20 protein-coding genes and 2 pseudogenes are annotated in these 19,982 nt (G+C 68.9%); 12 read left to right on the top strand and 10 right to left on the bottom strand.

Going from position 1 to position 19,982, the window contains the following annotated elements:
- The first annotated feature begins 3 nt into the window (after positions 1-3).
- Complete coding sequence (locus ACZ7M7_RS41070; protein WP_472126216.1) at positions 4-780, top strand: hypothetical protein; 777 nt, start codon at positions 4-6, stop codon at positions 778-780.
- Between the two features lie 176 nt (positions 781-956).
- Here the strand turns inward: ACZ7M7_RS41070 and ACZ7M7_RS41065 are convergent, their stop codons facing one another.
- A complete protein-coding gene (locus ACZ7M7_RS41065; RefSeq protein WP_472126213.1) occupies positions 957-1,694 on the bottom strand; it encodes an SDR family NAD(P)-dependent oxidoreductase in 738 nt (245 codons plus the stop codon).
- A gap of 84 nt (positions 1,695-1,778) precedes the next feature.
- Between ACZ7M7_RS41065 and ACZ7M7_RS41060 the strand changes: the two genes are divergently transcribed.
- A complete protein-coding gene (locus tag ACZ7M7_RS41060) occupies positions 1,779-2,420 on the top strand; it encodes a TetR/AcrR family transcriptional regulator (RefSeq protein ID WP_472126210.1) in 642 nt (213 codons plus the stop codon).
- Between the two features lie 218 nt (positions 2,421-2,638).
- On the opposite strand, the gene ACZ7M7_RS41055 is transcribed toward ACZ7M7_RS41060, so the two are convergent.
- Complete coding sequence (locus ACZ7M7_RS41055) at positions 2,639-3,508, bottom strand: UbiA family prenyltransferase (RefSeq protein ID WP_472126207.1); 870 nt, start codon at positions 3,506-3,508, stop codon at positions 2,639-2,641.
- A 148-nt stretch (positions 3,509-3,656) separates the two neighbouring features.
- Between ACZ7M7_RS41055 and ACZ7M7_RS41050 the strand changes: the two genes are divergently transcribed.
- The 4 genes from ACZ7M7_RS41050 (at position 3,657) to ligA (ending at position 8,489) form a co-directional block, all read left to right on the top strand.
- On the top strand, positions 3,657-4,724 hold the full coding sequence (locus ACZ7M7_RS41050) for a type III polyketide synthase (protein ID WP_472126205.1): 1,068 nt from the start codon (positions 3,657-3,659) through the stop codon (positions 4,722-4,724).
- A gap of 46 nt (positions 4,725-4,770) precedes the next feature.
- The gene (locus tag ACZ7M7_RS41045; RefSeq protein WP_472126202.1) at positions 4,771-5,301 is read left to right on the top strand and encodes an isoprenylcysteine carboxyl methyltransferase family protein; all 531 of its coding nucleotides are present in this window, start codon (positions 4,771-4,773) and stop codon (positions 5,299-5,301) included.
- The gene (locus tag ACZ7M7_RS41040) at positions 5,298-6,311 is read left to right on the top strand and encodes an NAD(P)/FAD-dependent oxidoreductase (protein WP_472126199.1); all 1,014 of its coding nucleotides are present in this window, start codon (positions 5,298-5,300) and stop codon (positions 6,309-6,311) included. Before ACZ7M7_RS41045 ends, ACZ7M7_RS41040 begins: the two co-directional genes overlap by 4 nt.
- 90 nt (positions 6,312-6,401) lie before the next feature.
- On the top strand, positions 6,402-8,489 hold the full coding sequence (gene ligA, locus ACZ7M7_RS41035) for an NAD-dependent DNA ligase LigA (RefSeq protein WP_472126197.1): 2,088 nt from the start codon (positions 6,402-6,404) through the stop codon (positions 8,487-8,489).
- 397 nt (positions 8,490-8,886) lie between these two features.
- Here the strand turns inward: ligA and tnpA are convergent.
- A pseudogene (gene tnpA, locus ACZ7M7_RS41030) lies at positions 8,887-9,276 on the bottom strand (IS200/IS605 family transposase).
- An 80-nt stretch (positions 9,277-9,356) separates the two neighbouring features.
- Between tnpA and ACZ7M7_RS41025 the strand changes: the two are divergent.
- A pseudogene (locus ACZ7M7_RS41025) lies at positions 9,357-10,515 on the top strand (RNA-guided endonuclease InsQ/TnpB family protein).
- A 93-nt stretch (positions 10,516-10,608) separates the two neighbouring features.
- Here the strand turns inward: ACZ7M7_RS41025 and ACZ7M7_RS41020 are convergent.
- The gene (locus ACZ7M7_RS41020; protein ID WP_472126194.1) at positions 10,609-11,055 is read right to left on the bottom strand and encodes a hypothetical protein; all 447 of its coding nucleotides are present in this window, start codon (positions 11,053-11,055) and stop codon (positions 10,609-10,611) included.
- Between the two features lie 1,194 nt (positions 11,056-12,249).
- On the bottom strand, positions 12,250-12,588 hold the full coding sequence (locus ACZ7M7_RS41015) for a hypothetical protein (protein WP_383614685.1): 339 nt from the start codon (positions 12,586-12,588) through the stop codon (positions 12,250-12,252).
- Positions 12,589-13,335: 747 nt separating this feature from the next.
- Between ACZ7M7_RS41015 and ACZ7M7_RS41010 the strand changes: the two genes are divergently transcribed.
- Both ACZ7M7_RS41010 and ACZ7M7_RS41005 read left to right on the top strand, forming a co-directional pair.
- Positions 13,336-13,524 carry a hypothetical protein gene (locus ACZ7M7_RS41010; protein ID WP_472126191.1) on the top strand — a complete coding sequence of 63 codons (189 nt, stop codon included), beginning with the start codon at positions 13,336-13,338 and terminating at the stop codon, positions 13,522-13,524.
- Between the two features lie 194 nt (positions 13,525-13,718).
- Positions 13,719-13,901, top strand: coding sequence for a hypothetical protein (locus ACZ7M7_RS41005; protein WP_472126188.1), 183 nt, complete (start codon positions 13,719-13,721; stop codon positions 13,899-13,901).
- A 205-nt stretch (positions 13,902-14,106) separates the two neighbouring features.
- Here the strand turns inward: ACZ7M7_RS41005 and ACZ7M7_RS41000 are convergent, their stop codons facing one another.
- The 3 genes from ACZ7M7_RS41000 to ACZ7M7_RS40990 form a co-directional block, all read right to left on the bottom strand.
- Positions 14,107-14,517, bottom strand: coding sequence for a peptide deformylase (locus ACZ7M7_RS41000; RefSeq protein WP_472126184.1), 411 nt, complete (start codon positions 14,515-14,517; stop codon positions 14,107-14,109).
- 260 nt (positions 14,518-14,777) lie between these two features.
- Positions 14,778-15,236, bottom strand: coding sequence for a hypothetical protein (locus ACZ7M7_RS40995; protein ID WP_383614678.1), 459 nt, complete (start codon positions 15,234-15,236; stop codon positions 14,778-14,780).
- A gap of 235 nt (positions 15,237-15,471) precedes the next feature.
- The gene (locus tag ACZ7M7_RS40990) at positions 15,472-16,551 is read right to left on the bottom strand and encodes an ArsR/SmtB family transcription factor (RefSeq protein ID WP_472126181.1); all 1,080 of its coding nucleotides are present in this window, start codon (positions 16,549-16,551) and stop codon (positions 15,472-15,474) included.
- A gap of 252 nt (positions 16,552-16,803) precedes the next feature.
- Here ACZ7M7_RS40990 and ACZ7M7_RS40985 point away from each other — a divergent pair, with 252 nt between their 5' ends.
- The 3 genes from ACZ7M7_RS40985 to ACZ7M7_RS40975 all read left to right on the top strand — a co-directional run bounded on the left by ACZ7M7_RS40985 (position 16,804) and on the right by ACZ7M7_RS40975 (position 18,801).
- The gene (locus tag ACZ7M7_RS40985) at positions 16,804-17,094 is read left to right on the top strand and encodes an SUKH-4 family immunity protein (RefSeq protein ID WP_472126288.1); all 291 of its coding nucleotides are present in this window, start codon (positions 16,804-16,806) and stop codon (positions 17,092-17,094) included.
- Positions 17,095-17,533: 439 nt separating this feature from the next.
- Positions 17,534-18,136: a sigma-70 family RNA polymerase sigma factor gene (locus ACZ7M7_RS40980; RefSeq protein WP_472126178.1), complete on the top strand. Its 603-nt coding sequence runs from the start codon at positions 17,534-17,536 to the stop codon at positions 18,134-18,136.
- Positions 18,133-18,801 carry a hypothetical protein gene (locus ACZ7M7_RS40975; RefSeq protein WP_472126175.1) on the top strand — a complete coding sequence of 223 codons (669 nt, stop codon included), beginning with the start codon at positions 18,133-18,135 and terminating at the stop codon, positions 18,799-18,801. The genes ACZ7M7_RS40980 and ACZ7M7_RS40975 overlap by 4 nt, the downstream gene beginning before the upstream one ends.
- 508 nt (positions 18,802-19,309) lie before the next feature.
- On the opposite strand, the gene ACZ7M7_RS40970 is transcribed toward ACZ7M7_RS40975, so the two are convergent.
- Complete coding sequence (locus ACZ7M7_RS40970) at positions 19,310-19,513, bottom strand: hypothetical protein (RefSeq protein WP_472126173.1); 204 nt, start codon at positions 19,511-19,513, stop codon at positions 19,310-19,312.
- A 169-nt stretch (positions 19,514-19,682) separates the two neighbouring features.
- Positions 19,683-19,925, bottom strand: a complete 243-nt coding sequence (locus ACZ7M7_RS40965; protein WP_472126170.1) for a hypothetical protein — start codon at positions 19,923-19,925, stop codon at positions 19,683-19,685.
- Between the last annotated feature and the right edge of the window lie 57 nt (positions 19,926-19,982).

Here is a 19,982-nt window from a genome sequence, read left to right as displayed (position 1 = left end):
ACCATGCCGAAGACGACCACCGGTCGCGCCCCCGGCATCACGACCGGGCGCACGATGACGGCGGCAGCCCGCGCGGCAGCCAAGCGCGCGGAACGCGGCCGCTACAACGCCGACTCAGTGGCGGCCATCGACAGTGGGGGCGGGGACCGGTCCGATCGCCCGCTCGCGAGCCGCACCGTGCTCGTCGAGGCCCCGAAAGACGGCTGGCAAGACCCGCCGGAGCCGTCACCGGAGGCGTTCGAGGAGGCCGAGACGCCGGAAAAGCCCGGCCAACCCGGCCCCCGAAGGCTGCTCACAGCGCTGCTCGGTGCCCTGCTCGTGGCGGGTTTGGTGGCGGTCGCCGTACTTGGGTGGCAGTACCGGGAGGGAGAGCGCACACAGACTGCCCGCACCGAGGCGGTCGAGGCCGCACGCAAGGCGGCACCGATCGTCCTGTCGTACGACTACCGCCACCTGGATCGCGACTTCGCGAGGGCCCGCACCCACCTCACCGGGGACTTCAGCAGGGAGTACGGGAAGACGACGGAGGCCGTGGTGGGCCCGACGGCGAAGAAGTACCGAGGCGTGGTGAAGGCGACGATCGCCGCCCCTCCTTCCGGCGGAACCCCGGCAGCCTCCGTCGCCTCGGCCTCCTCGGACGAAGTCGTGGTCCTGCTCTTCGTCAACCAGGTCACCGAGAGCACGCAGGTATCGGGGTCCCGGGTGGACCTGAACCGGGTGCGGATGACGATGTCCCGCACGACGGAGCGGTGGAAGGTGAGCGCGGTCGACGCACTCTGACGGGAAAGGCGTGCCATCGCTGCGCCGCCCACCGACCATTGCCGAACCCGGCGCAGGATACGTCCGCCCCCGCGAGCCGCTCATCGGGCCACCGTGCGGGTCGTGTCCGCCGAGCATCCAGTGAACGTTGGCCCCCATGGCTTCGAGGGAACCGGATGCGCACCACCGGCCGTGGTTCAGGCCCGGGTGTAGCCGCCGTCGGCGAAGAGTTCGGCGCCGGTGACGAACGACGAGGCCTCCGAAGCCAGGAAGAGGGCGGCCTCGGCGATTTCCTCGGCGTCGGCCAGCCGGCCCAGTGGCACGACGGCCTCGGCGAACTGGTCGACGTCCGGCCCCGCGGCGCCCAGCAGGCCAGGGGTCCGCGTGGGTCCCGGGCTGAGCACGTTGACCCGGAATCGGCGCTCCCGCGACTGCCGGGCCCAGTTGTGCACGAGGTTGCTCACCGCCGCCTTCGAGGCGCTGTAGACCTCTAGGTGCTCATTGGGCCGCACGCTGTTGCTCGAGCCGACGACCAGGATGGAGGCGTTCTCCGCCAGCAGCGGAAGCGCCTTCTGAACAGTGAACAGTGGGCCCTTGACGTTGACGGCGAGCGTCAGGTCGACGTTCGCCTCGGTGTGGGCGCCGAGCGCGGCGTCCGCGACGATTCCCGCATTGGCCACCAGCACGTCGATGCGTCCGGCCTCCTCGCGGACTTGCGCGTAGAGCGCGTCCAGGTCGGCCAGGACCGAGACGTCGGATCGTACGCCGGTGGCCGCGGGGCCCAACTCCTTGACTGCCGCTTCGAGGCGGTCGATGTCCCGGCCGGTCACGAAGACCCGTGCGCCTTCCCGGACGAAGCGGTGGGCGATGGCCAGCCCGATCCCGCTGGTCCCTCCGGTGATCACGGCCACCTTCTCCTGCAGCACGCCTGGCATGTCGAACTCCTTCAGTTGTGGAATCGATCGTCCATAACGTAGGCAGTAATGGACGATCGAGTCAAGAATGGATAGGCTGAGACCATGCCGAGACCACGCGCATTCGACGAACGCCAAGTCCTGGAGCGGGCCCGGGAACAGTTCTGGGCGACCGGCTATGCAGGAACCCGGATGGACGACATCGCCCAGGCGACCGGCCTGGGCAAGGGCAGCCTGTACGGCGCATTCGGCGACAAGGGCAAGCTGTTCCACCGTGTGTTCGGCGACTGGTGCACCGCAGTCGTCGAGGTGGCCGAAGGGCGGCTGGCAGGCGGCCCGGACGCAGAGGCCTGGGCCCGGCTGTCGGGATACGTGCACCTGATGGCGGAGAACACCGCCTCCGACACCGAGCGCCGCGGGTGCCTGTTGGCCAAGGGCGCGGCGGAACTGGCCCAGCACGATCCGACGGTCGCCGCACGGTCGGCCGAGACCATGACGGCACTACTGACCCTGCTGCGGACGGAGATCAGCGCCGCCCAGCGCCACGGCGACATCGACAGCGCCGCGGATCCGGAGCGGTTGGCGGCACTGCTCCTGACGGTGGTCCGCGGTATCGAGGCGGTAGGCAAAGCCGGCCTGGCCCCGGAGACCCTGCGGACCATTGCAGACACCGCACTGGCGGTTCTGCCCAGGCCCGAGGGGCAGAAGCGCCGCACAAGCGGGCGCAGTCCGGTCCGCGAGAACTGACTTGGTGCCATCACGGCCATGTGATCCGCCGGGCGTTGCCTTGCGTGGATCTTGTTCAGAGGCCTAGCGATCGTCGTACGGGAAGTGATCGGAAAGTGAGTGGCCTCTCCCCCGCGCCGGGCGGCGGTCCTTGCCCTCGTCACTGTTCGGCCCTGGCCTTCGTCATCGCTCGCGAGGTTCAAGAGCGCGGAGCGATACCCTGAGCTGAGGCGGCGTGGTCAGGCGATCCCGGTGCCGCGCAGCAGCAGCAACGCCACGTCCACCACCGCCACGGCGACCGCTGCCGCGAACGCCGCTCGCTCCCACCGGCGTCCCAGCACCGTCCCCGCCACCGCGACCAGGCCGGCCACCGCGAACGCCGCAATTCCCCATCTGCCGGGTGGTCCTGCGGGCCCCAGCGCCAGCACCGCGGACGCGGCCACCAGCGGCACCGGCAGCAGCAGCCGCGCGCTGTCCGGGCCCAGCCGGTGCGGCCAGCCCCGTACGCCCGTCGCCAGATCCCCGCGGATGTCCGGCAGCACATCGCCCAGATGCGCGCCGACTCCCAGCAGCGCCCCGGCGGTGACGACCCACCAGGCCGGCCATGGCTGCCCCGGCAACCCCAGTGCCACGAACGCCGGGAGCGCGGCAAAGCCCACCGCGTACGGCGCCCAGGACCACGCTGTTGCCTTGAGCCGCAGGTCGTACGCCCACGCCGCCGCCACCCCGGTCAGGTGAACGGCGCCTGCCGACAGCCCACAGGCGAACGACAGCGGCACGCACAGCCCCAGCGCGACATACGCGGCCACCCACACCTCCGTCACGCCGACCGTGCCGTCGACAACGGGTTTGCCCCGACGGCCGGCGGCGATGTCCCGGCGCGCGTCGAACGCGTCGTTGCACCAGCCGACGGACAACTGCCCGGTCAGCACCGCGGCGGCGGTCAGGACACAACGCGCGGCGCCCTGGCCGGCGGTGACGGCGAGGGCGGCCATCAAGGCGGTGACCGCCGCGACAGGCCCGGGGTGGCACGATCCGGCCAGGCCGCCCACCCGGCCGGCCCAACTCGCGGCCGGGCCGCAGACCGTCGATTGCTCGGGAGTGCCCACCCGGCCGATCGTAGGCGCCCCGACCCCACCCGGCTCGAGCACGCGCCCCGTGGCGAACGGCCGGACGGGCGATCCATGGTGCTGAAGGCCCGGTCCGGGGAACACGTGGGAAGCAACTCACCCCAGTCGGTAACCGGACGGGAACCACATGACGCGGATCGCCGCCGTTCACGGTGCCCTCGCACCGCACCGTCGCCCCCAGTCCGAGATCACCGACATGGTGGCCCGTACCTGTCTGCCGGAGGGCAGCGACCGCCGAGTCCTGGACCGGCTGCACCGGAGCACGAAAGTCAGGTCGCGTCACATGACGCTGCCGCTCGAGCGATACGGGGAACTGGACGGATTCGGCACCTCCAACGACGTCTTCATCGCCGCCGCCACCGACCTGGGCGCCAAGGCCGTCCGAGGCGCGCTGCACATGGCCGGCCTGACCGCCGCCGACGTGGACCTGCTGATCTTCACCTCGGTCACCGGCATCGCCACCCCCTCGATCGACGCACGGCTGGCCGGCCGCCTCGGACTGCGGCCGGACGTCAAGCGGCTCCCCCTGTTCGGCCTGGGCTGTGCCGGCGGCGCCGCCGGCCTGGCCCGTATGCACGACTACCTGCTGGGCCGTCCCGGCCACGTGGCGGTGCTGCTCTCGGTCGAACTGTGCTCGCTCACCTTCCAGCGCAACGACGCCTCCATGGCCAACCTCGTCGCCACCGGCTTGTTCGGCGACGGCGCCGCCGCGGTCGTCGCGTGCGGTGGGAAACGCCCGCGCCGCCCGGAAGAGACCGCCGGCCCGACGATCGTGGACTCCCGCAGCCACCTGTATCCGGACACCGGGCGCGTCATGGGCTGGGACATCAAGAACAGCGGCTTCCAGGTCATCCTCGACCCGAAGGTCCCTGATGTGGTACGCCGTTACCTCGCCGATGACGTCGAGGGGTTCCTCAGCGACCACGGGATCAAGCCGAAGGACGTGACCGCCTGGGTGTGCCACCCCGGCGGCCCCAAGGTCCTTCAGGCCGTCACCGAGGCCCTCGACCTGCCCGAGGAGGCACTCGATGTGACCTGGCGTCACCTGGCCGACGTGGGCAACCTGTCCTCGTCGTCGGTGCTCCACGTACTGCGCGACACCCTGGCCCAACGCCGCCCTCCGCCCGGCACGCCGGGTCTGCTGCTGGCGATGGGGCCCGGCTTCGCCTGCGAACTCGTCCTGCTGCGCTGGTAGTTCGAACCTCGTAGGACACGAAGGACAGGAAGGACGCGAGGCACACATGATCTGGTACGGACTGCTGGTGGCCGCCGTCGCCGCCGAGCGTGTCGCCGAACTCGTCGTCGCCCGCCGCAACGAACGGTGGACCACCGCCCGCGGCGCGACCGAGACTGGGCAGGGCCACTACCCGGCCATGGTCGCCCTCCACACCGGCCTGCTGATCGCCTGCCCGACCGAAGTGTGGCTGGCCGACCGGCCCTTCGTACCCCCCCTGGCCTGGCCCGTGCTGGCCGTGCTCGCGGGCGCCCAGGCACTGCGATGGTGGTGCATCCACACCCTGGGCCCCCGATGGAACACCCGGGTGATCGTCGTACCCGGTCTACCGCTGGTGACAGGCGGTCCCTACCGGTGGCGGTGGCTGCGGCATCCGAACTACGTGGCCGTCGTCGCCGAGGGCGTGGCCCTGCCCCTCGTCCACACCGCCTGGACCACCGCGGCCGCCTTCACGGCACTCAACGCCGCCCTGCTCACCGTGCGCGTCCGCTGCGAGAACCAGGCACTGACCACCGCGACCGCGCCCGCGTCGGCATGATCGACGTACTGGTGGCCGGCGGCGGACCCGCCGGGCTGGCTGCCGCCATCCACGCCGCGCTCGCCGGACTGGAGGCCGCCGTCATCGAACCCCGGACCACGCCTGTGGACAAGGCCTGCGGAGAAGGGGTCATGCCCGGCGGAGTCGCCGCGCTGCGAGCACTGGGCATCGAGGTCACCGGCCGCGAACTGCGCGGCATCCGCTACGTGGACGGCACCACCCGCGCCGAAGCGTCCTTCCGCGGCCACAGTGGGCTGGGGATCCGCCGCACGACGCTGCACTCCGCCCTGCACCAGCGCGCGCTCGACCTCGGCGTACGGATACTGCCGGGCAAGGTCGGCGAGGTGCGCCAGAGCGCGGACACGGTCACCGCCGCGGGCACCACGGCCCGTTGGCTGATCGCCGCCGACGGACTGCACTCCCCGGTGCGCCGCGGCCTGGGCCTGGAACTGCCGGCCCTCCCGCACGGCCGCTACGGACTGCGCCGCCACTACCGCGTCGAACCGTGGACGGACTACGTGGAGGTCCACTGGTCCCGGCATGGCGAGGCCTACGTGACACCGATCGGCCACGACCTGGTGGGCGTCGCGATCCTCAGCCGCAGCCGCCGCGGATACGACGAACACCTGGCCGCCTTCCCGACCCTCACCGCGGCACTGCGCGGCCCGGCCGCAACGGCGGTACGCGGCGCCGGACCACTGCGACAGCGCGTACGGCACAGAACCGCCGGCCGTGTCCTGCTCGTCGGCGACGCCGCGGGCTACCTCGACGCCCTCACCGGCGAAGGCATCGCCCTCGCACTGGCAACTTCCGGGGCCGCCATCCGCTGCCTGGCCGCCGGACAACCGGCAGCATACGAGCGCGCCTGGACCCGGCTGACCCGGCGCCACCGGCTACTGACCGGCGCCCTCCTGGCCGCAAGCCGTCGTCCTGGCGCCGCCCGTCTCATCGTCCCTGCAGCGTCCCGGATGCCCCCGGTGTTCTCGGCCGCGGTCCGCGCACTGCAGTAGTGGCCTGGCCCGGCCTCCATGCCTGCCCTGACACCGTGAGATCCACGCTGGCCAGGGGCATTGTCAGTGGTGGCAGGCAGGATAGCGGGCATGACAACACCAGGTGCAGTGATCGTGGATACCGCCGCCTACGCTCAGGCTGTCGAGGATGCGGTGAAGGCGTCGGCCGCTTACTACGCGGACGGTACGTCGATGCTGGACGATGACTCCTACGACCGGTTGGTCCGGGGCATCGCCGCGTGGGAGGCCGACCATCCCGACCAGGTGCTGCCCGACTCACCAACGGGGAAGGTCGCCGGCGGCGCCACGGAAGGCGACGTCCCGCACACGGTCGCCATGCTGAGCCTGGACAACGTGTTCTCGCCGGAGGAGTTCACCGCCTGGACCGCCTCGCTGGCCCGCAGGATCGGACACGAGGTGGAAAGGTTCAGTGTCGAGCCGAAGCTGGACGGCCTGGCGATCGCCGCCCGTTACTCCCGCGGCCGCCTGAGACAGCTGATCACCCGCGGCGACGGGACGGCCGGGGAGGACGTCTCGCACGCGATCGGAACTATCGAAGGCCTCCCACAAGAACTCGCCGAGCCGGTCACGGTCGAGGTGCGGGGCGAGGTCCTGATGACAACCGCCCAGTTCGAGCACGCCAACGAGATTCGCACCGCGCACGGCGGGCAGCCGTTCGCCAACCCCCGCGGCGCCGCGGCGGGCACCCTGCGCGCCAAGGAGCGCGCCTACACCGTGCCGATGACATTCTTCGGCTACGGCCTGCTGCCCCTGCCCGACACCGACACGACACTCGCCGCGCGGCTGGGCGAGAACGCACACAGCGACCTGATGGCGCAGGCCGCCGCGTACGGGGTGAACACCACCGCCACCACCGCGGTGCCCGGCATCACCGCCGACAGCGTCGAGGACGTGCTGGCCCGGGTGCAGGAGATCGCCGCCCTGCGACCCGGGTTGCCCTTCGGGATCGACGGCGTCGTCATCAAGGCAGATCTTGCCGCCGACCAGCAGACCGCCGGATCCGGGACACGCGCCCCGCGCTGGGCGATCGCCTACAAACTCCCCGCCGTCGAGAAGATCACACGGCTGCTCGAGGTGGAGTGGAACGTCGGCCGCACCGGCATCATCGCCCCACGCGCCGTCCTGGAACCGGTCGAGATCGACGGCGCCACCATCACCTACGCCACCCTCCACAACCCGGCCGACATCACCCGCCGCGACCTGCGCCTGGGCGACCACGTCATGGTCCACCGGGCCGGCGACGTCATCCCCCGCATCGAAGCCCCCGTCGCCCACCTGCGCACCGGCGACGAACAGCCCATCGCCTTCCCCACGGTGTGTCCACGGTGCGGTGCCGCCATCGACACCAGCGAGCAGCGCTGGCGCTGCGCGATGGGCCGCAACTGCCACCTGGTCGCCGCCCTGTCCTACGCGGCCGGCCGCGACCAGCTCGACATCGAGGGCCTCGGCACCACTCGCATCGTCCAGCTCGTCGACGCCCACCTCGTCGCCGACCTCGCCGACCTGTTCACCCTCACCCGCGAACAGTTGCTCGGCCTGGAGCGGATGGGCGAGACCAGCACCGACAACCTCCTCACGGCCATCTCCGCGGCCAAGCAGCAGCCACTGTCGCGAGTACTGTGCGCGCTCGGGTTGCGTGGAACCGGCCGCTCCATGTCCCGCCGGATCGCCCGGTATTTCGCCACGATGGACAACATCCGTGCCGCCGACGCCGACGCGATGCAGCAGGTCGAGGGCATCGGCACCGAGAAAGCCCCCTCCATCGTCGCCGAACTCGCCGAACTCGCCCCGCTCGTCGACAAACTCGCCGCCACCGGGGTGAACATGACCGAACCCGGCGCCACCCCGCCCGCCCCCGCGGCCGACGAAACCGACAGCAACACAGAGAAGACGAAGGCTGCGGAAGGCCCGCTGGCCGACATGACCGTGGTCGTGACCGGCGCGATGACAGGCGTACTGGAGAAGCTCAGCCGCAACCAGATGAATGAGCTCATCGAACGGGCCGGCGGCCGCTCCTCATCCAGCGTCTCCAAGAAGACCACCCTCGTCGTCGCCGGAGACGGCGCCGGATCCAAGCAGGCCAAGGCCGAAGACCTCGGAATCAAACTGGCCGGTCCCGACGAATTCGCCACCCTCGTCGCCGACTTCCTCAAGTGACCCGCAGCTGTGAGGCCGGGTGCCCCACCTCACAGCGGAACTCCGGCAGGGGAAGGAACAACCCAACACGGCAGTCTGTTCATCTATATGTGGCTGCGGAGGGGACAGTGTCCCCGGGCCTCACCCATGGCCCATGGGGACGATCGTCCGGCTGAAGCCCCATGGAGCCTCCCGCCGAGAGGCGACCGCCCTCCGCACGACACCACACACGGCCCCGGCTGGTCTCCCCCGTCCAGCCGGGGCTTCCCCATGAAGTCGTGTGCCGGCCCGTCAGCGACTCGCCGCATGGTCCGGTTCAGCGGGATCTAGCGAGGAACCCCGGGCCTTCAGGTCTGGGAGGAATCGCTTCTCTCGATAGGGGTGACCCTCACCGGAGTGCGGGTCTGCGTTGTTGGCCTCAGGCTGGACGCTTCTGGTTCGCGATGTACTCCTTCATCACGGCGAGCGGTGCGCCACCGCATGAGGCCGCGAAGCAGGACGGGGATCAGAAGTGTTCGCCCCACAGGTACTTGCGGATGTGGGCGGGGAACTCCTGGCGGAGTCTGCGGGCTGAGACGCCCTTGAGGCTGCCGACGAGTAGGGAGATGGCGACCTTCGGGGGATAGTGCACGAGGAGGTGGACGTGATCGCGTTCGCCGTTGAATTCCGGCAGCTCCGCACCGAAGCCGGTACACACATCACGCATGATCTCTGCGCAGCGGTGGAGGATGTCGTCGGTGAACGGTCCGCGCCGGTACTTCGGGGTGAAGACCAAGTGCGCGTGCAGGGTGCAGGGTGCAGGGTGCAGACGACGCTACGCCCCGGTGCGGATATCGGGGTTTGGCTCCCAGCGTGGCGACATGGATCAACCGTCGTACGCTGATCTGAATGAAGATCGTGACGCAGGTGAAGCTGTTACCGGAGGCCGAGCAGGCCGCCGCGCTGTCGGCGACCTTGCGCACGGTCAACGATCTGGCGACCTGGGTGTCCGAGGTTGCGTTCGCCAGCGAGGTGCCGCGTGAGTACGAACTGCGCAAGCACACGTACCAGCACCTCAGAGCCTGCGGTCTGGGTGCGCAGGCAGCTCAACACGTGATCAAGAAAGTGCGTGACGCGTACACCGCGCTGCACGCCAACCTCAAAGCCGGGAATTACGGCAAGGCGGCCAGCAAGCGCCGCCGGCAGGTCGAGTCCAAGCCGATCATGTTCCGGCCCGATGCCGCGCAGCCATATGACGATCGGTGTCTGAGCTGGCAGTACGACACGCAGACGGTCTCCATCTGGACCACCGCAGGACGGGTCAAGGGCGTTCGGTTCGCGTGCTCGACGGACGCGCTCAAGGTGCTCCAGCAGGACCGCAAGGGCGAGAGTGACCTGATCGAGCGTGACGGCGCCTTCTACCTGATCGCCACCTGCGATATCCCCCGAGGCCGACCAGTACGAGCCGGACTCGTTCATCGGCGTCGACCTCGGTATCGCCAACATCGCCGTCACGTCCGCCGGCTACCAGGCCGCCGGGCGTGGCCTGAACCGGTACCGCAAGCGTCAGCTTGCCTTGCGGGCCAAACTCCAGAAGAAGCGCACCAAGAGCGCCAAGCGCCGGTTGAAGGAGCGCTCCCGCCGCGAACAGCGGCACGTCAAGAACACCAACCACATCATCGCAGAGACGATCGTGACCGAGGCTGAACGCACCTCCGCCGGGATCTCCCTGGAAGAACTCAAGGGAATCCGGCAGAGGGTACGGCTCCGCAAGCCCCAACGGGTCACCCTCCACTCCTGGGCCTTCGCCCAGCTCGGAGACTTCATCGTCTACAAGGCCAGGTGGGCAGGCGTGCCCCTGGTCTTCGTTGATCCCGCGTACACGTCGCAGACATGCGCCGAGTGCGGCCACGTCGACAAGCGCAACCGTGTCGACCAGGGGCTTTTCATCTGCCGGGGATGCGGGGTCGTTGCCCACGCCGACCGAAATGCTTCCCACAACATCGCCCAACGCGGCGAGAGCGTGTGGAATGCGGGGCGTGAGTCACGCGTCCCTGCCACCCCGTAAGGGTGTCTGGACGGAGGAGCCAACCCAGCAGCCAGTTGGGCACTACCTCCAAGCACGGTCCTTTAGGGCCGGGTCAAGTCGACTGCCGAGATGTCACCGCCGCCACCAGCACCGGCGGACCGGAGCCGATGCGTGTCCACTGCCTTCGCGCTGGGATTCGTGCCAGCGAAGACGTTCTCGGCGAAGGCGGTGCCGCAATCGGTGTCGGCTGATCCGCTTGCCGCTTTCGGTTCCTGCACCCAGGAGCAGCAGCAATGCGAGAAGAGCAGCCACAACCGCCTGGGAGGCACAGGCAACCGGCAGATCGGCCCAAGAGAAGCTGTAGCTGATCAGCGCCGAGGAAGTCGACCCCACGCTCAGCACCAGGAAGAACCGGCTCGTCGCACCGGGAACCAGCCCTCCGCTGGCAGCCCACTTCTTCATGCCCTCGACGAACCAGAAGGCAACCAGCGCCGCCACTTCGAGCCCCAACAACAGGCCCCCCAGGCCAAGGTCCAGAACCCACTTGAACATGTTCACCATGCTGAAGCGAACGGACATCCGAACGCCTGAGTACGGTTACTCAAATGGAGTTGCCACCAAGCGGGACGTCACAGTGTGGCCGTCACGAAGGTAGCGCCAGAAACCACCCACCACACGCGGGCCCACATTCCGCGGGACGGCACCTCAGGATGGGCAGCCGCCACCTGCCACCTCCGTTGACGCCTACGGCGCCGCTACGGCATGAACCCCCTAAAGCCTGTCCGGCGGAGCACGGGTGCGTTGGCTACGGTGCACACCACGGTGGTGCTTCTGGCAGCGCTGTTCATCGGCTGCGTGGGCGGAGGTCTTACCTTCCTCAGCGGCAGCCCACTGGCCGGAGCCGTCCTTGCCGGACTGACCGGCGGGGGCGTCAGCGTCCCCGTGTTGCGCTCCCTGATCCGATAACCGGGAAGGGGTCGGAGGGATGTGCCACATGGTCACCGGGGTCCAGGTAGGGCCGGACCCCGGTCGCCGGCCACGAGTGCGTCGCGGCCAACCCTCAGTTCGGGCACGTACTTCGGCCTCAGGGAACACCGGTGGGCGGCGGTAGCAGTGGCGACGACCGGGCCCTGGCCCCTCAGCAGGCCGCAACAACGAGGTCGTACATGCTGGGTTAGAACGGCGGATCGTCGGACCACATGGGGGTGACGTTCTGCCACTGGTCCCAGGTCCACGGGCTGACTGAATCACCGTCCAGAAGCCACCGGCCCAGTGGGTGCGGATCCTGGCCCGGGTCTCTCCGGCGTCACAGTTATGCGCTAACAGGGACATCGCCCTCGCCGCTACCCGTCGAGCATGCCTTCGCAGGACGGCTCAGGTCCGTCCAACTCCCGACGAGCCGAGGGGCCCACCGAGCCCTGCGGCGCTTCCTGCCGGATCCCGCCCGCGCCGAAGCCCGCAGGAAGCGTCAAGACGCCGAGCGGACCGAGCTCGCCAACCGGTGGGGACTGGACCGGTACACCCAGCCGGCCGAGGACCCGGCCGCCCGCCGCGACGAGGTCGAGCGCCTCAGCGCCCAGCGGCGCCGGGCCCGCGCCAAGGCGGACCCGGGCGACCGCAGCCGCGCGGCCGCAATCGAAAGGGCACCGAGAAGCGAGACCGCCGCCGCGGCGAGGGATGGTCGTGAACCAGGCTTCCGCACACCGAGGCCGTTCGGCCCGTGTTGCGGGAGATGGACGGCGACTGACTGCCTACCCCGGGGCGCTCTCGTTTCTAGCCCTGGCCCTTAGATGTGCGCTCGGAGAAGACCCAGCCCCACTTTCCGACCCAGTCCTTCCCGTAATACCAGACGTTGCCGTGCCTGTTGGTGTCCTGGCAGTACACGTAGAAGTTGACTCCGAAGTCCAGGGTCTTCTTCTTCGCGTAGTCCTGTCCAGGGCCGTTGCGCAGGGCCGCCCCGGCGAGATCGCTGACGTGCCGCCAGTGGTTGGCCGTGTTCTTGTCGCAGTGGTCGGCGCCAACTGCGGTGGCGGTGGGGGCTGTCGCGATGGCTCCGCCCAGGATGACCAGGGTGGTGGCGGTTGCAGCGGCTATACGAGAACGAATACGCATGTGCGCCTTTCAGCTATCTGCATCTGTAGAGCGGGCGAACGAGCCGCCGCGTCAACGAAAACGAGAAGACCCTATCGGGGACGGCGTGGGCATGTGCCTGCCACCCCCATTCACGGTCGGGCGCCGACATCCCCAAACCCCCGGATAATGTGGAGAGATGAACGGATCTGCCGAGCTTGCCGCCAGCGGAGATGTCCCCTGGCGGCAACCTCGGGAATACCGTGCCTACGGCAGCCCCCGTGCGGAGGTCCTCCGGGAAGACGTCACACTGCAGGCATCGCGGTATGCTCTCGCCCGGCAAGATGCGTACGCCGCCCGCCGACACCAGCGCCCAAGCCGCGAGGTGATCGACCGGTCAAGGTCCTCCGGGGCCCGCTTCCCCAGGCAGCACCTCGATCCGGCGGGAGCGTGGGGGACCGCCAGGAGCGAGCAGCAGGTGCCAAGGAAACAGTCGACGGCTGCGCAGAGGGCCCGTCAGCGACAGTCCGACACCGGCGAGAAGTACACGGCAGCTCTCCGGGCCGAGACCCGGCCCACCCTCACGCACCACATGTTCAGCGCCTCCGGCGCGGGCTGGGCACCGATCATTGAGCGCGCCGAGCAAAGGCTTCGCGAGGTCTGGCCCGACCACCCCACGCCGCACTGGGAAGAGAAGTTCGGTGACCTGTACTGGAAGACCGTGCCCTTTAGCCAGGGCCGCACGGTGTGGCAGGTAGTCAACCAGGCGACCCGCCAAGCGTCGGTCACATGCCAGACCTGCCCGTCCCCAGGCCGCAAGCGCGTCGTCTGGTCGGCGAGGACTGGGGTGGAATGCCGTGGGTCAAGACCTGCTGCGACACCTGCTACTACCTGCCGCCGGTGCGAGCGCGCTCCGGTTGGGAGTTCCTGCGGCGGGAGTACCTATGGCTCGTCGAGCAGTACGAGGACCGTGGTTGACGGGCGCGGCCGCGGCCGAAAGAGGGCGGGCCGAGAAGTGAGACCGCGGCCATGGTGAGGGGTGTGGTCGTGAACCCGGTCCCCGAGTCCGGCGACTGTCCGCCTACCGCAGTGTCAGTGCCCCATACGACACTGGTCGCATGGCGAGATACCCGCGCGTCCGGTGCCCCGTGTGTGACGACGAGGTGGCTGGCGTGCCCACCCGGCGCACGGGCATGGTCAGCATCCACGACCACAAGCGCGAGCCGCGCCCCTTGGTGCTGTGCCCCGGCTCGATGACCCACGTTCCGAAGGCTGACGCTCTGGCCTGGCAGGACCAACTACCCGAGGACCTGCCGAGCGCGACGGCGGCCGTCGAGGCGCCCACCTTGTTCTAACCTGGGCTCGAAGGGCCCCAGTCCGGGCCTGTGACGGGGCGTCCGACGTCGACGAGGAGCTCGGCAGGGGCACCGTTGCGCATCCACTTGATGGCGAGCTCCGAGGCCATGCCCACCGCCCCGTATACGGCCTTGGGGACCAACGGAACAGCCATTAGCGCTAAGGACTTGATCTTGTTCCCTGGGCCGCCGAGGTGAGGACGCCCTACCGCATCTCGGCGTTCGGGTGGGGCTGGGACTGAAGCCGATCGGGCAGGTCGATCTCCTCGGCGGTGAGCGGATCTTCGGGCCGGCGGATGCGTACGGGCTTGGGCCGCAGCGGCAGGCCGTCGTCGGCCGCGGTGGCCTCGGCTTCCGCGAGAGCCCGGTAGAGCGAGGCGACCGAGGGGTAGAGCAGTCCATCGAGGTGGTCGATCTCGTGGGCCACGAGCCGGGCGAGCCCGCGTTCGTACACCCTCGTCACCGTGCTGCCGTCGAGCGCGGTGGTCTCCACCGTGATCGTCAGCGGGCGGGGAACCATGCCGCGGACGTCGAAGAACGACAGGCACCCCTCGTACTGCTCGTCGGCGTCCTCGGAGGATGCGGGGGGGGGGCCGGTTCCGGCGAGTGCGACCATGGGCGTGTTGATGGTGGCCGCCGAGCCGGTGGGCGTACGGCTCGATCAGCACCAGCGGCCCGGTCATCCGGCGACCGCCTGGTCCCCGTGGGCAAGGCGTTCCAACGCCGCAGTCAGAGAACCGGGTCGGCACGCTCACGCCCTGACCAGATAGTTCTCAGCGCCAACGGCTGAACCGACGTCCCGAGGCCGCAGGAGTCGAAAAATACGGACGCCCCCGTCCTCCAACTCCGGGAGGCGAGGGCGTCGTCGTACCTAGCTCACGTCTGGCACTGCTTCGTCACGGCTCCGGTCCAGTTGCTCCACGCCCCGCCGGCCGGCCTCACATGCACCCGGATTTCGGCGGTGGCGTTGACGGGACCGCAGACGCGGTCGGTGTTGCCGAGCTCAATTGGGCCGATCGTGGACCTGCGCTGGACGATGGTGCGGCCGTTGCCGAGCTTGACCCAGTGGCCGCCTTCACGGATCCGAAAGAACGCTTCGTAGTCGACGTAGGAGGCGTGGGCACGGGAGTTGGTGATGACGGCGTGAGCGGTGATGGTCCGCATGAAGACGCGGCCCTCCTTGAACCGTTCGGCGGAGATACAGCCCTGTGCGCCGATGTTCTGGGTCGAGACGGCACCTCCGCAGGCAATGGCGGCGGCGTGGGCGTCTGCCGGCAGTACCAGCGCGGTCAGCAGTGCTGCTCCTGCTGTGGCGGCGAGTTGTTTCAGTTTCATGGGTGCCTCTCGGTCGGGGTGTGCCGAAGACCAGACTGCCGGTCAGACCATGCGTCGGTACTGTTGCGGCTTCACATCCTGGGCAGGTAGACCGCCTGTGGCCTACCTCTTAAGTCATGGCTTAAAGGGGGGCGAGACGTCCGGCGCGTCATGAACCTGGCCACCATTGTCCGGTGCCAGCCGTCCAGGGCGGCGCGGCGTCCGCCAATCTGGCGCGGCGGCACTCCCAGGGGTTTCACGGTTCCGTCAGAGCGCCGGTCCGCAGCAGGGCCAGCCCGAGGGGGGTGATGAAGTGCAGTACGGACCCGCCTCGGCGGCTGGTGGTGATGAGGTCCGTGTTCCGCAGCACTCTCGCGTGCTGACTGGCCGCTGCAGCCGTGACGTTGAGGCGGCGGGCCAGTTCGCTCGTCGTGCAGCCTTCCGCTGTCACATGCAGGGCGGCGGCTCGTGTTCGGCCGAGCAAAGACTCCAGATTCCCCACGGCGGAGCCGTCGGCTTCTGCAGGTTCGCTGCCGGTCAGCGACCGGCGCAGAGCTGGCACGGTCAGTCGGGGAGGCTGGGCGGGATCGAGCGGGTCCCACAGAAGGCTCACCGAGTGTTTCGAGAAGACCGTGGGCGTGATGATCAGCCCCCTGCCCTGGAGACGCACCTCAACTCGGCGCGGGTAGGGAGCTTCGAGCACCGGTGGACGCCAGCGGACCAGTGGTGCGCAGATCGAACGCAGCAGCAGATCGATGCCCCCCTCCAGCACCAGGTTCGCGCAACGGGTGGACAGCGCGACCAGTTCGGACCGCCCTCGATGCCAGTAAGGCTCCACGGTCAGCCGATGGCAGGCGCGCACGGCCTCGGCGAGCTGCTGTCGCGCCTCGCGGTCGCCCTCAGACACCTGCCTGGCCCATGGCAGGTGGCCGGGGTGGAAGTCGAGACCCTCAAGCTCGCGTCGCAGCCGGGATACCGGCGCGTGCAGCAAGTTGTCCACGGCGTGGTCCACAGAGGGCACATCGCCCATCAGTGCCAGCAGATCAAGCCCCGGACCGCGCACCGGAACCAGGGACGTCAGGGGGCGCGTGTCGGCTCCCATCCGGCCCGCGACCGCTGACCGCCACGACCGGAAGTGAGAAAGCTCCCGGTTCTCCCTCAGCAGCTCCAGGCTGTAGTAGACCTCGGCTGCGACGCCGATCGTTGCGGCCACCCGGGTCCGGGCGAGGTCTTCGGCCGTGAAGTGAATACGTAACACCGACCGGCCCCCTGCGTCGAAGTTGAGCGCGTGAGCGCACCCCCAGCATGCCCCAACCCGCCGCGCTCGATGCGGCATTCAGGCGTAGACCGCGCCCGCCTACTCACCGATCCCTTTCGTACTCGCACCACTACTGCTCTGCCGGGGCCGCCACCACCGAGGCGGGCGGGCACCGGGTGGTGGGCGGGGGGTTGATGTCGGGATCCCCATCGTCGATCAGTTGATCGAGTACGTATCGTTCGAGGTGGAGGCGGTTCCGGCACTCAGACGTCAGATGGCAGGTCGCTCTACGGCCTCACCCAGAACCGCCATAGCGACCTCGTGCCCGGCATGGAATGGTCGTTCGGCGTCGAACCCGGGACAGGCACGGTCCACTACGTCCTTCCGCAAGGCGAGGCATGGTTCGCCAACTCCTCCATCGACCTGTGGCTGCGGACCCTTCACCACTACGGCCTGCACGTCAGCGAGTCCGAGATCCTCAGCGATCCTGATGACCGCGAGGACGAAGCTCTGGCTGAGCTCAGCATGCTCGCTGACGAACTCAAGAAGATCGATCCACCTGCCTTCGACGGCTACAACGGGTTCATCTGGGCCGAGTTCCTCGACCGCTGGCTCTGGTAGTTGCCCGCGGCCGTGGCTACCTGTCACCCCCACGGTCGCGCCCGCTCTGCTGGCCGCGCATGTTCAGCGCCTTCTCGCCGAAGGCGCCCCGGCAGCAGGCACTGAGCGGTAGATCTGACGAAAGCCGCCAACTGAAGCGCTCGGTTCGGTCCTTGAAGGGCGAACTTTCATCCTTGCGGCCGTTGTTGCAGCTCACGCGCTGAATTCGAAACGGGCAAATCAATGCCGAAGTTACGTTCCGTTTATGGAGAAGATCGCAGAGTCGCGATTTTCGAGGGTCGTATGAGTTTCAGGCCCCGAAAAACGACAGGGTGGTGCCTGAGAGCCCGAAGCAACTGGGCTTTTGTGTGGGTGAGTTGGCCCGCGCACGGACACCACCGGCGTACGACCCGGACGTGCCTCAGCGAAGAGGGCGGTGCTCGTACCCCTGGAGGAACGTATGGGCAACGGCGACGTCGACCTTGACGTATCGCCCCAGGACGGCGGCCACGGCCAGCCCGTCCAGGATCCTCCCGATCTCCCCCTCGACTTCGAGGCCTTCTATCTGGGGCACCAGGAGTTCTTCCATGACTTTGCGGAGATCCATCTCGGCAGCCGCCGGGCCGCGGAAGACGTTGTTCACCAGGTGTTCCTGGAGATCCTCGGTGGCTGGGACGAACTGCTGCAGCAGGGCGACCTCGAACAGCAGACCCTCGCCGTGCTGCACCGCGGTGTCACCCGCCGCCTGGACGAAGACGGGCGCCCGCCAGCGTTCCTCATCAACGGCCCCATAGCCAAGAACCTCGAGGCGGTCCGCAGCCAACTGGAGATGAGCAGCAGCACGAACGGCCTGTACGAGGCGATTCTGGAGCTGCCCACCCGCCAGTTCACGGTAATCGTCCTGCGCCATCTCCTCGGCTACCCCACCAAGCGGATCGCCCGCTACATGGGCCTGGACACCCGCACCGTCGACTACCACGGCCGCAAGGGCAAGGAACGCCTGCGCATCCGGCTCGGCCTGCCTGCCGCCCTGAGCAAGACCCGGAAAGGAGCGGGACAGTGACCGCCATCGATGAGCTCCTGGCCGACGCCCGCATCCCCACCACACGGCACGACGGCTTCGACGTCGGCGCCGCGCTGCGCCGCCTCGCCCACGAGGGCGCCGCCGCCGCGACCCGACCGGCCCCGGACATGGCACGCGCCGCCCAGGCCGGGCAGCGGCTGTCCGTGGTGTGCCGCTGGATCCTCAACAAGCCCGACGCCGCCGACCACGTCGACCGCCTCGCCCAGGAACCCGACGCGGTGACCGAGGATCAGCTGGACGTCGACGGCGCCCTCGTCTTCGCCTGCCTGCTCTACCTCACCGACCACCGCGAGAGCGCCCAGTTCCGGTGGCAGTTCGCCGCCGGCGCCGGCCACCGCGCCGCCGCCTACTGCCTACACCTGCACCACCTCTCCATCGGAGAGACCAAGGAGGCGCGGCACTGGCTGCACGAGGTCACCGACGACGTCCTCGACTCCGACGCCCCCGACAGCGCCTTCCTGGCCACCCTGGAAGCTGTCGCGACGTACGTCCGCAGGACAGGCTCCAGCCGCGCCAGCGCCCCAACCGGGGGACTGGAGATGGAGGTCGACCGCCTCGCCACCGCGAAGTCTGGCTCCTGCATCATCGTCCAGCGTCCCGATCGGCGCCTCGCCGACCTCCTGCACGACTTCAGCCGCCGCTGACTGATCGTATCCACGTGTCGCCTGACCTGGGCTGACGCCAGTCCAGGATCTGAGGTCCACCAACAGCATCGCGAGAGACAGTCGGCACAGCACCGCAGTACGCTCCGGAACAGCCATCAGGGCGACACGCAAAAGGAGCCCGTGATCCCAACAGGTTTCCTAGGCCTCTGAGTTGGGAGGGCTCCTTGCGCGATGTTCCAGCACGCCCATTGACGAGAGGAAACTCCGTATGGAGGAGAGTAACGCCAAACCACCGCCAAGGCACCCGTCACGCCGGGACAGCCGACGCGCCACAACCATCCGTCACCTGCGGAAATGGATCGGACGAGAGGGACGGAACGTCCCAGCTGAGTTCCTGCAGGGCGCGGCGTACAAGTTCGGCAGCGGCGCCGTCACCCTGCTGATCCTGTGGTGGGAGACCCGTCACTGAGCCCGGTGGTGGGCGCACCCGGTGCGCCCACCACGTCCCGGGCAACCCGCTTCGGAAGCTGGGCGGATGGGACGGCGGCTAGGCGCTCCGCGGCCGGCGCGCCGGCGTCTTCTTCGCCGCCGCCTTCTTCGTGGACTTCTTCGCCGCCGTCTTCTCGGCGGGCTGCTTCTTCGCCGATGTCTTCTCGGCCGCAGCCTTCTTCTTGGACAGTTCGTGCACGTCGGCGGTGCCTTCGCCGCGGGAGGCTTTCGCCTTGGCGACGGACTCGTTGAGGGCGGCCATCAGGTCGAACACCTTGCCGCACCCGGATGATCGACGGGGCCGGACACGACATCGGCACGCCGGTGTGGGTGGTGTGCGATGCCTGCCGCGTCGGCAAGTATCAACAAGATCTCCATCACGGTCGAGTACCAGCGTCAGGGCCTCGGCCGGCGTCTGCTCGGGTGGCCGGTCACTGCTGGCCGGGTGAGAGCAGGTCGTTCACCAGCATTCCCAGCGCCGGCTTCGGGACGGTCCCGTTCGACTCGCTGTTCGTCTGGCCCCAGGCCACGGTCGAGTCCGTGGAATTCGAGCCCTTCGTGTCGTTGACACCTTGGAAGATGCCGAAGTCGATGGGCCCGTCATCCGCCGAGGCGGGGATGGCGGCGGTGAGGAGAGCAGAGCCGGCGAGCGCGGCGGTAGCGATGATCTTCATGCCCGGCTCAACGACGGCACCCTCGCCAGGATGTTCCGGTCCCCGCCTTTGGCGGAG

This window comes from Streptomyces sp. NPDC111606 (assembly GCF_055656945.1).
The sequence above is the reverse complement of the archived record's forward strand: the minus strand, read 5'-3'. Positions and strand labels throughout refer to the sequence as shown.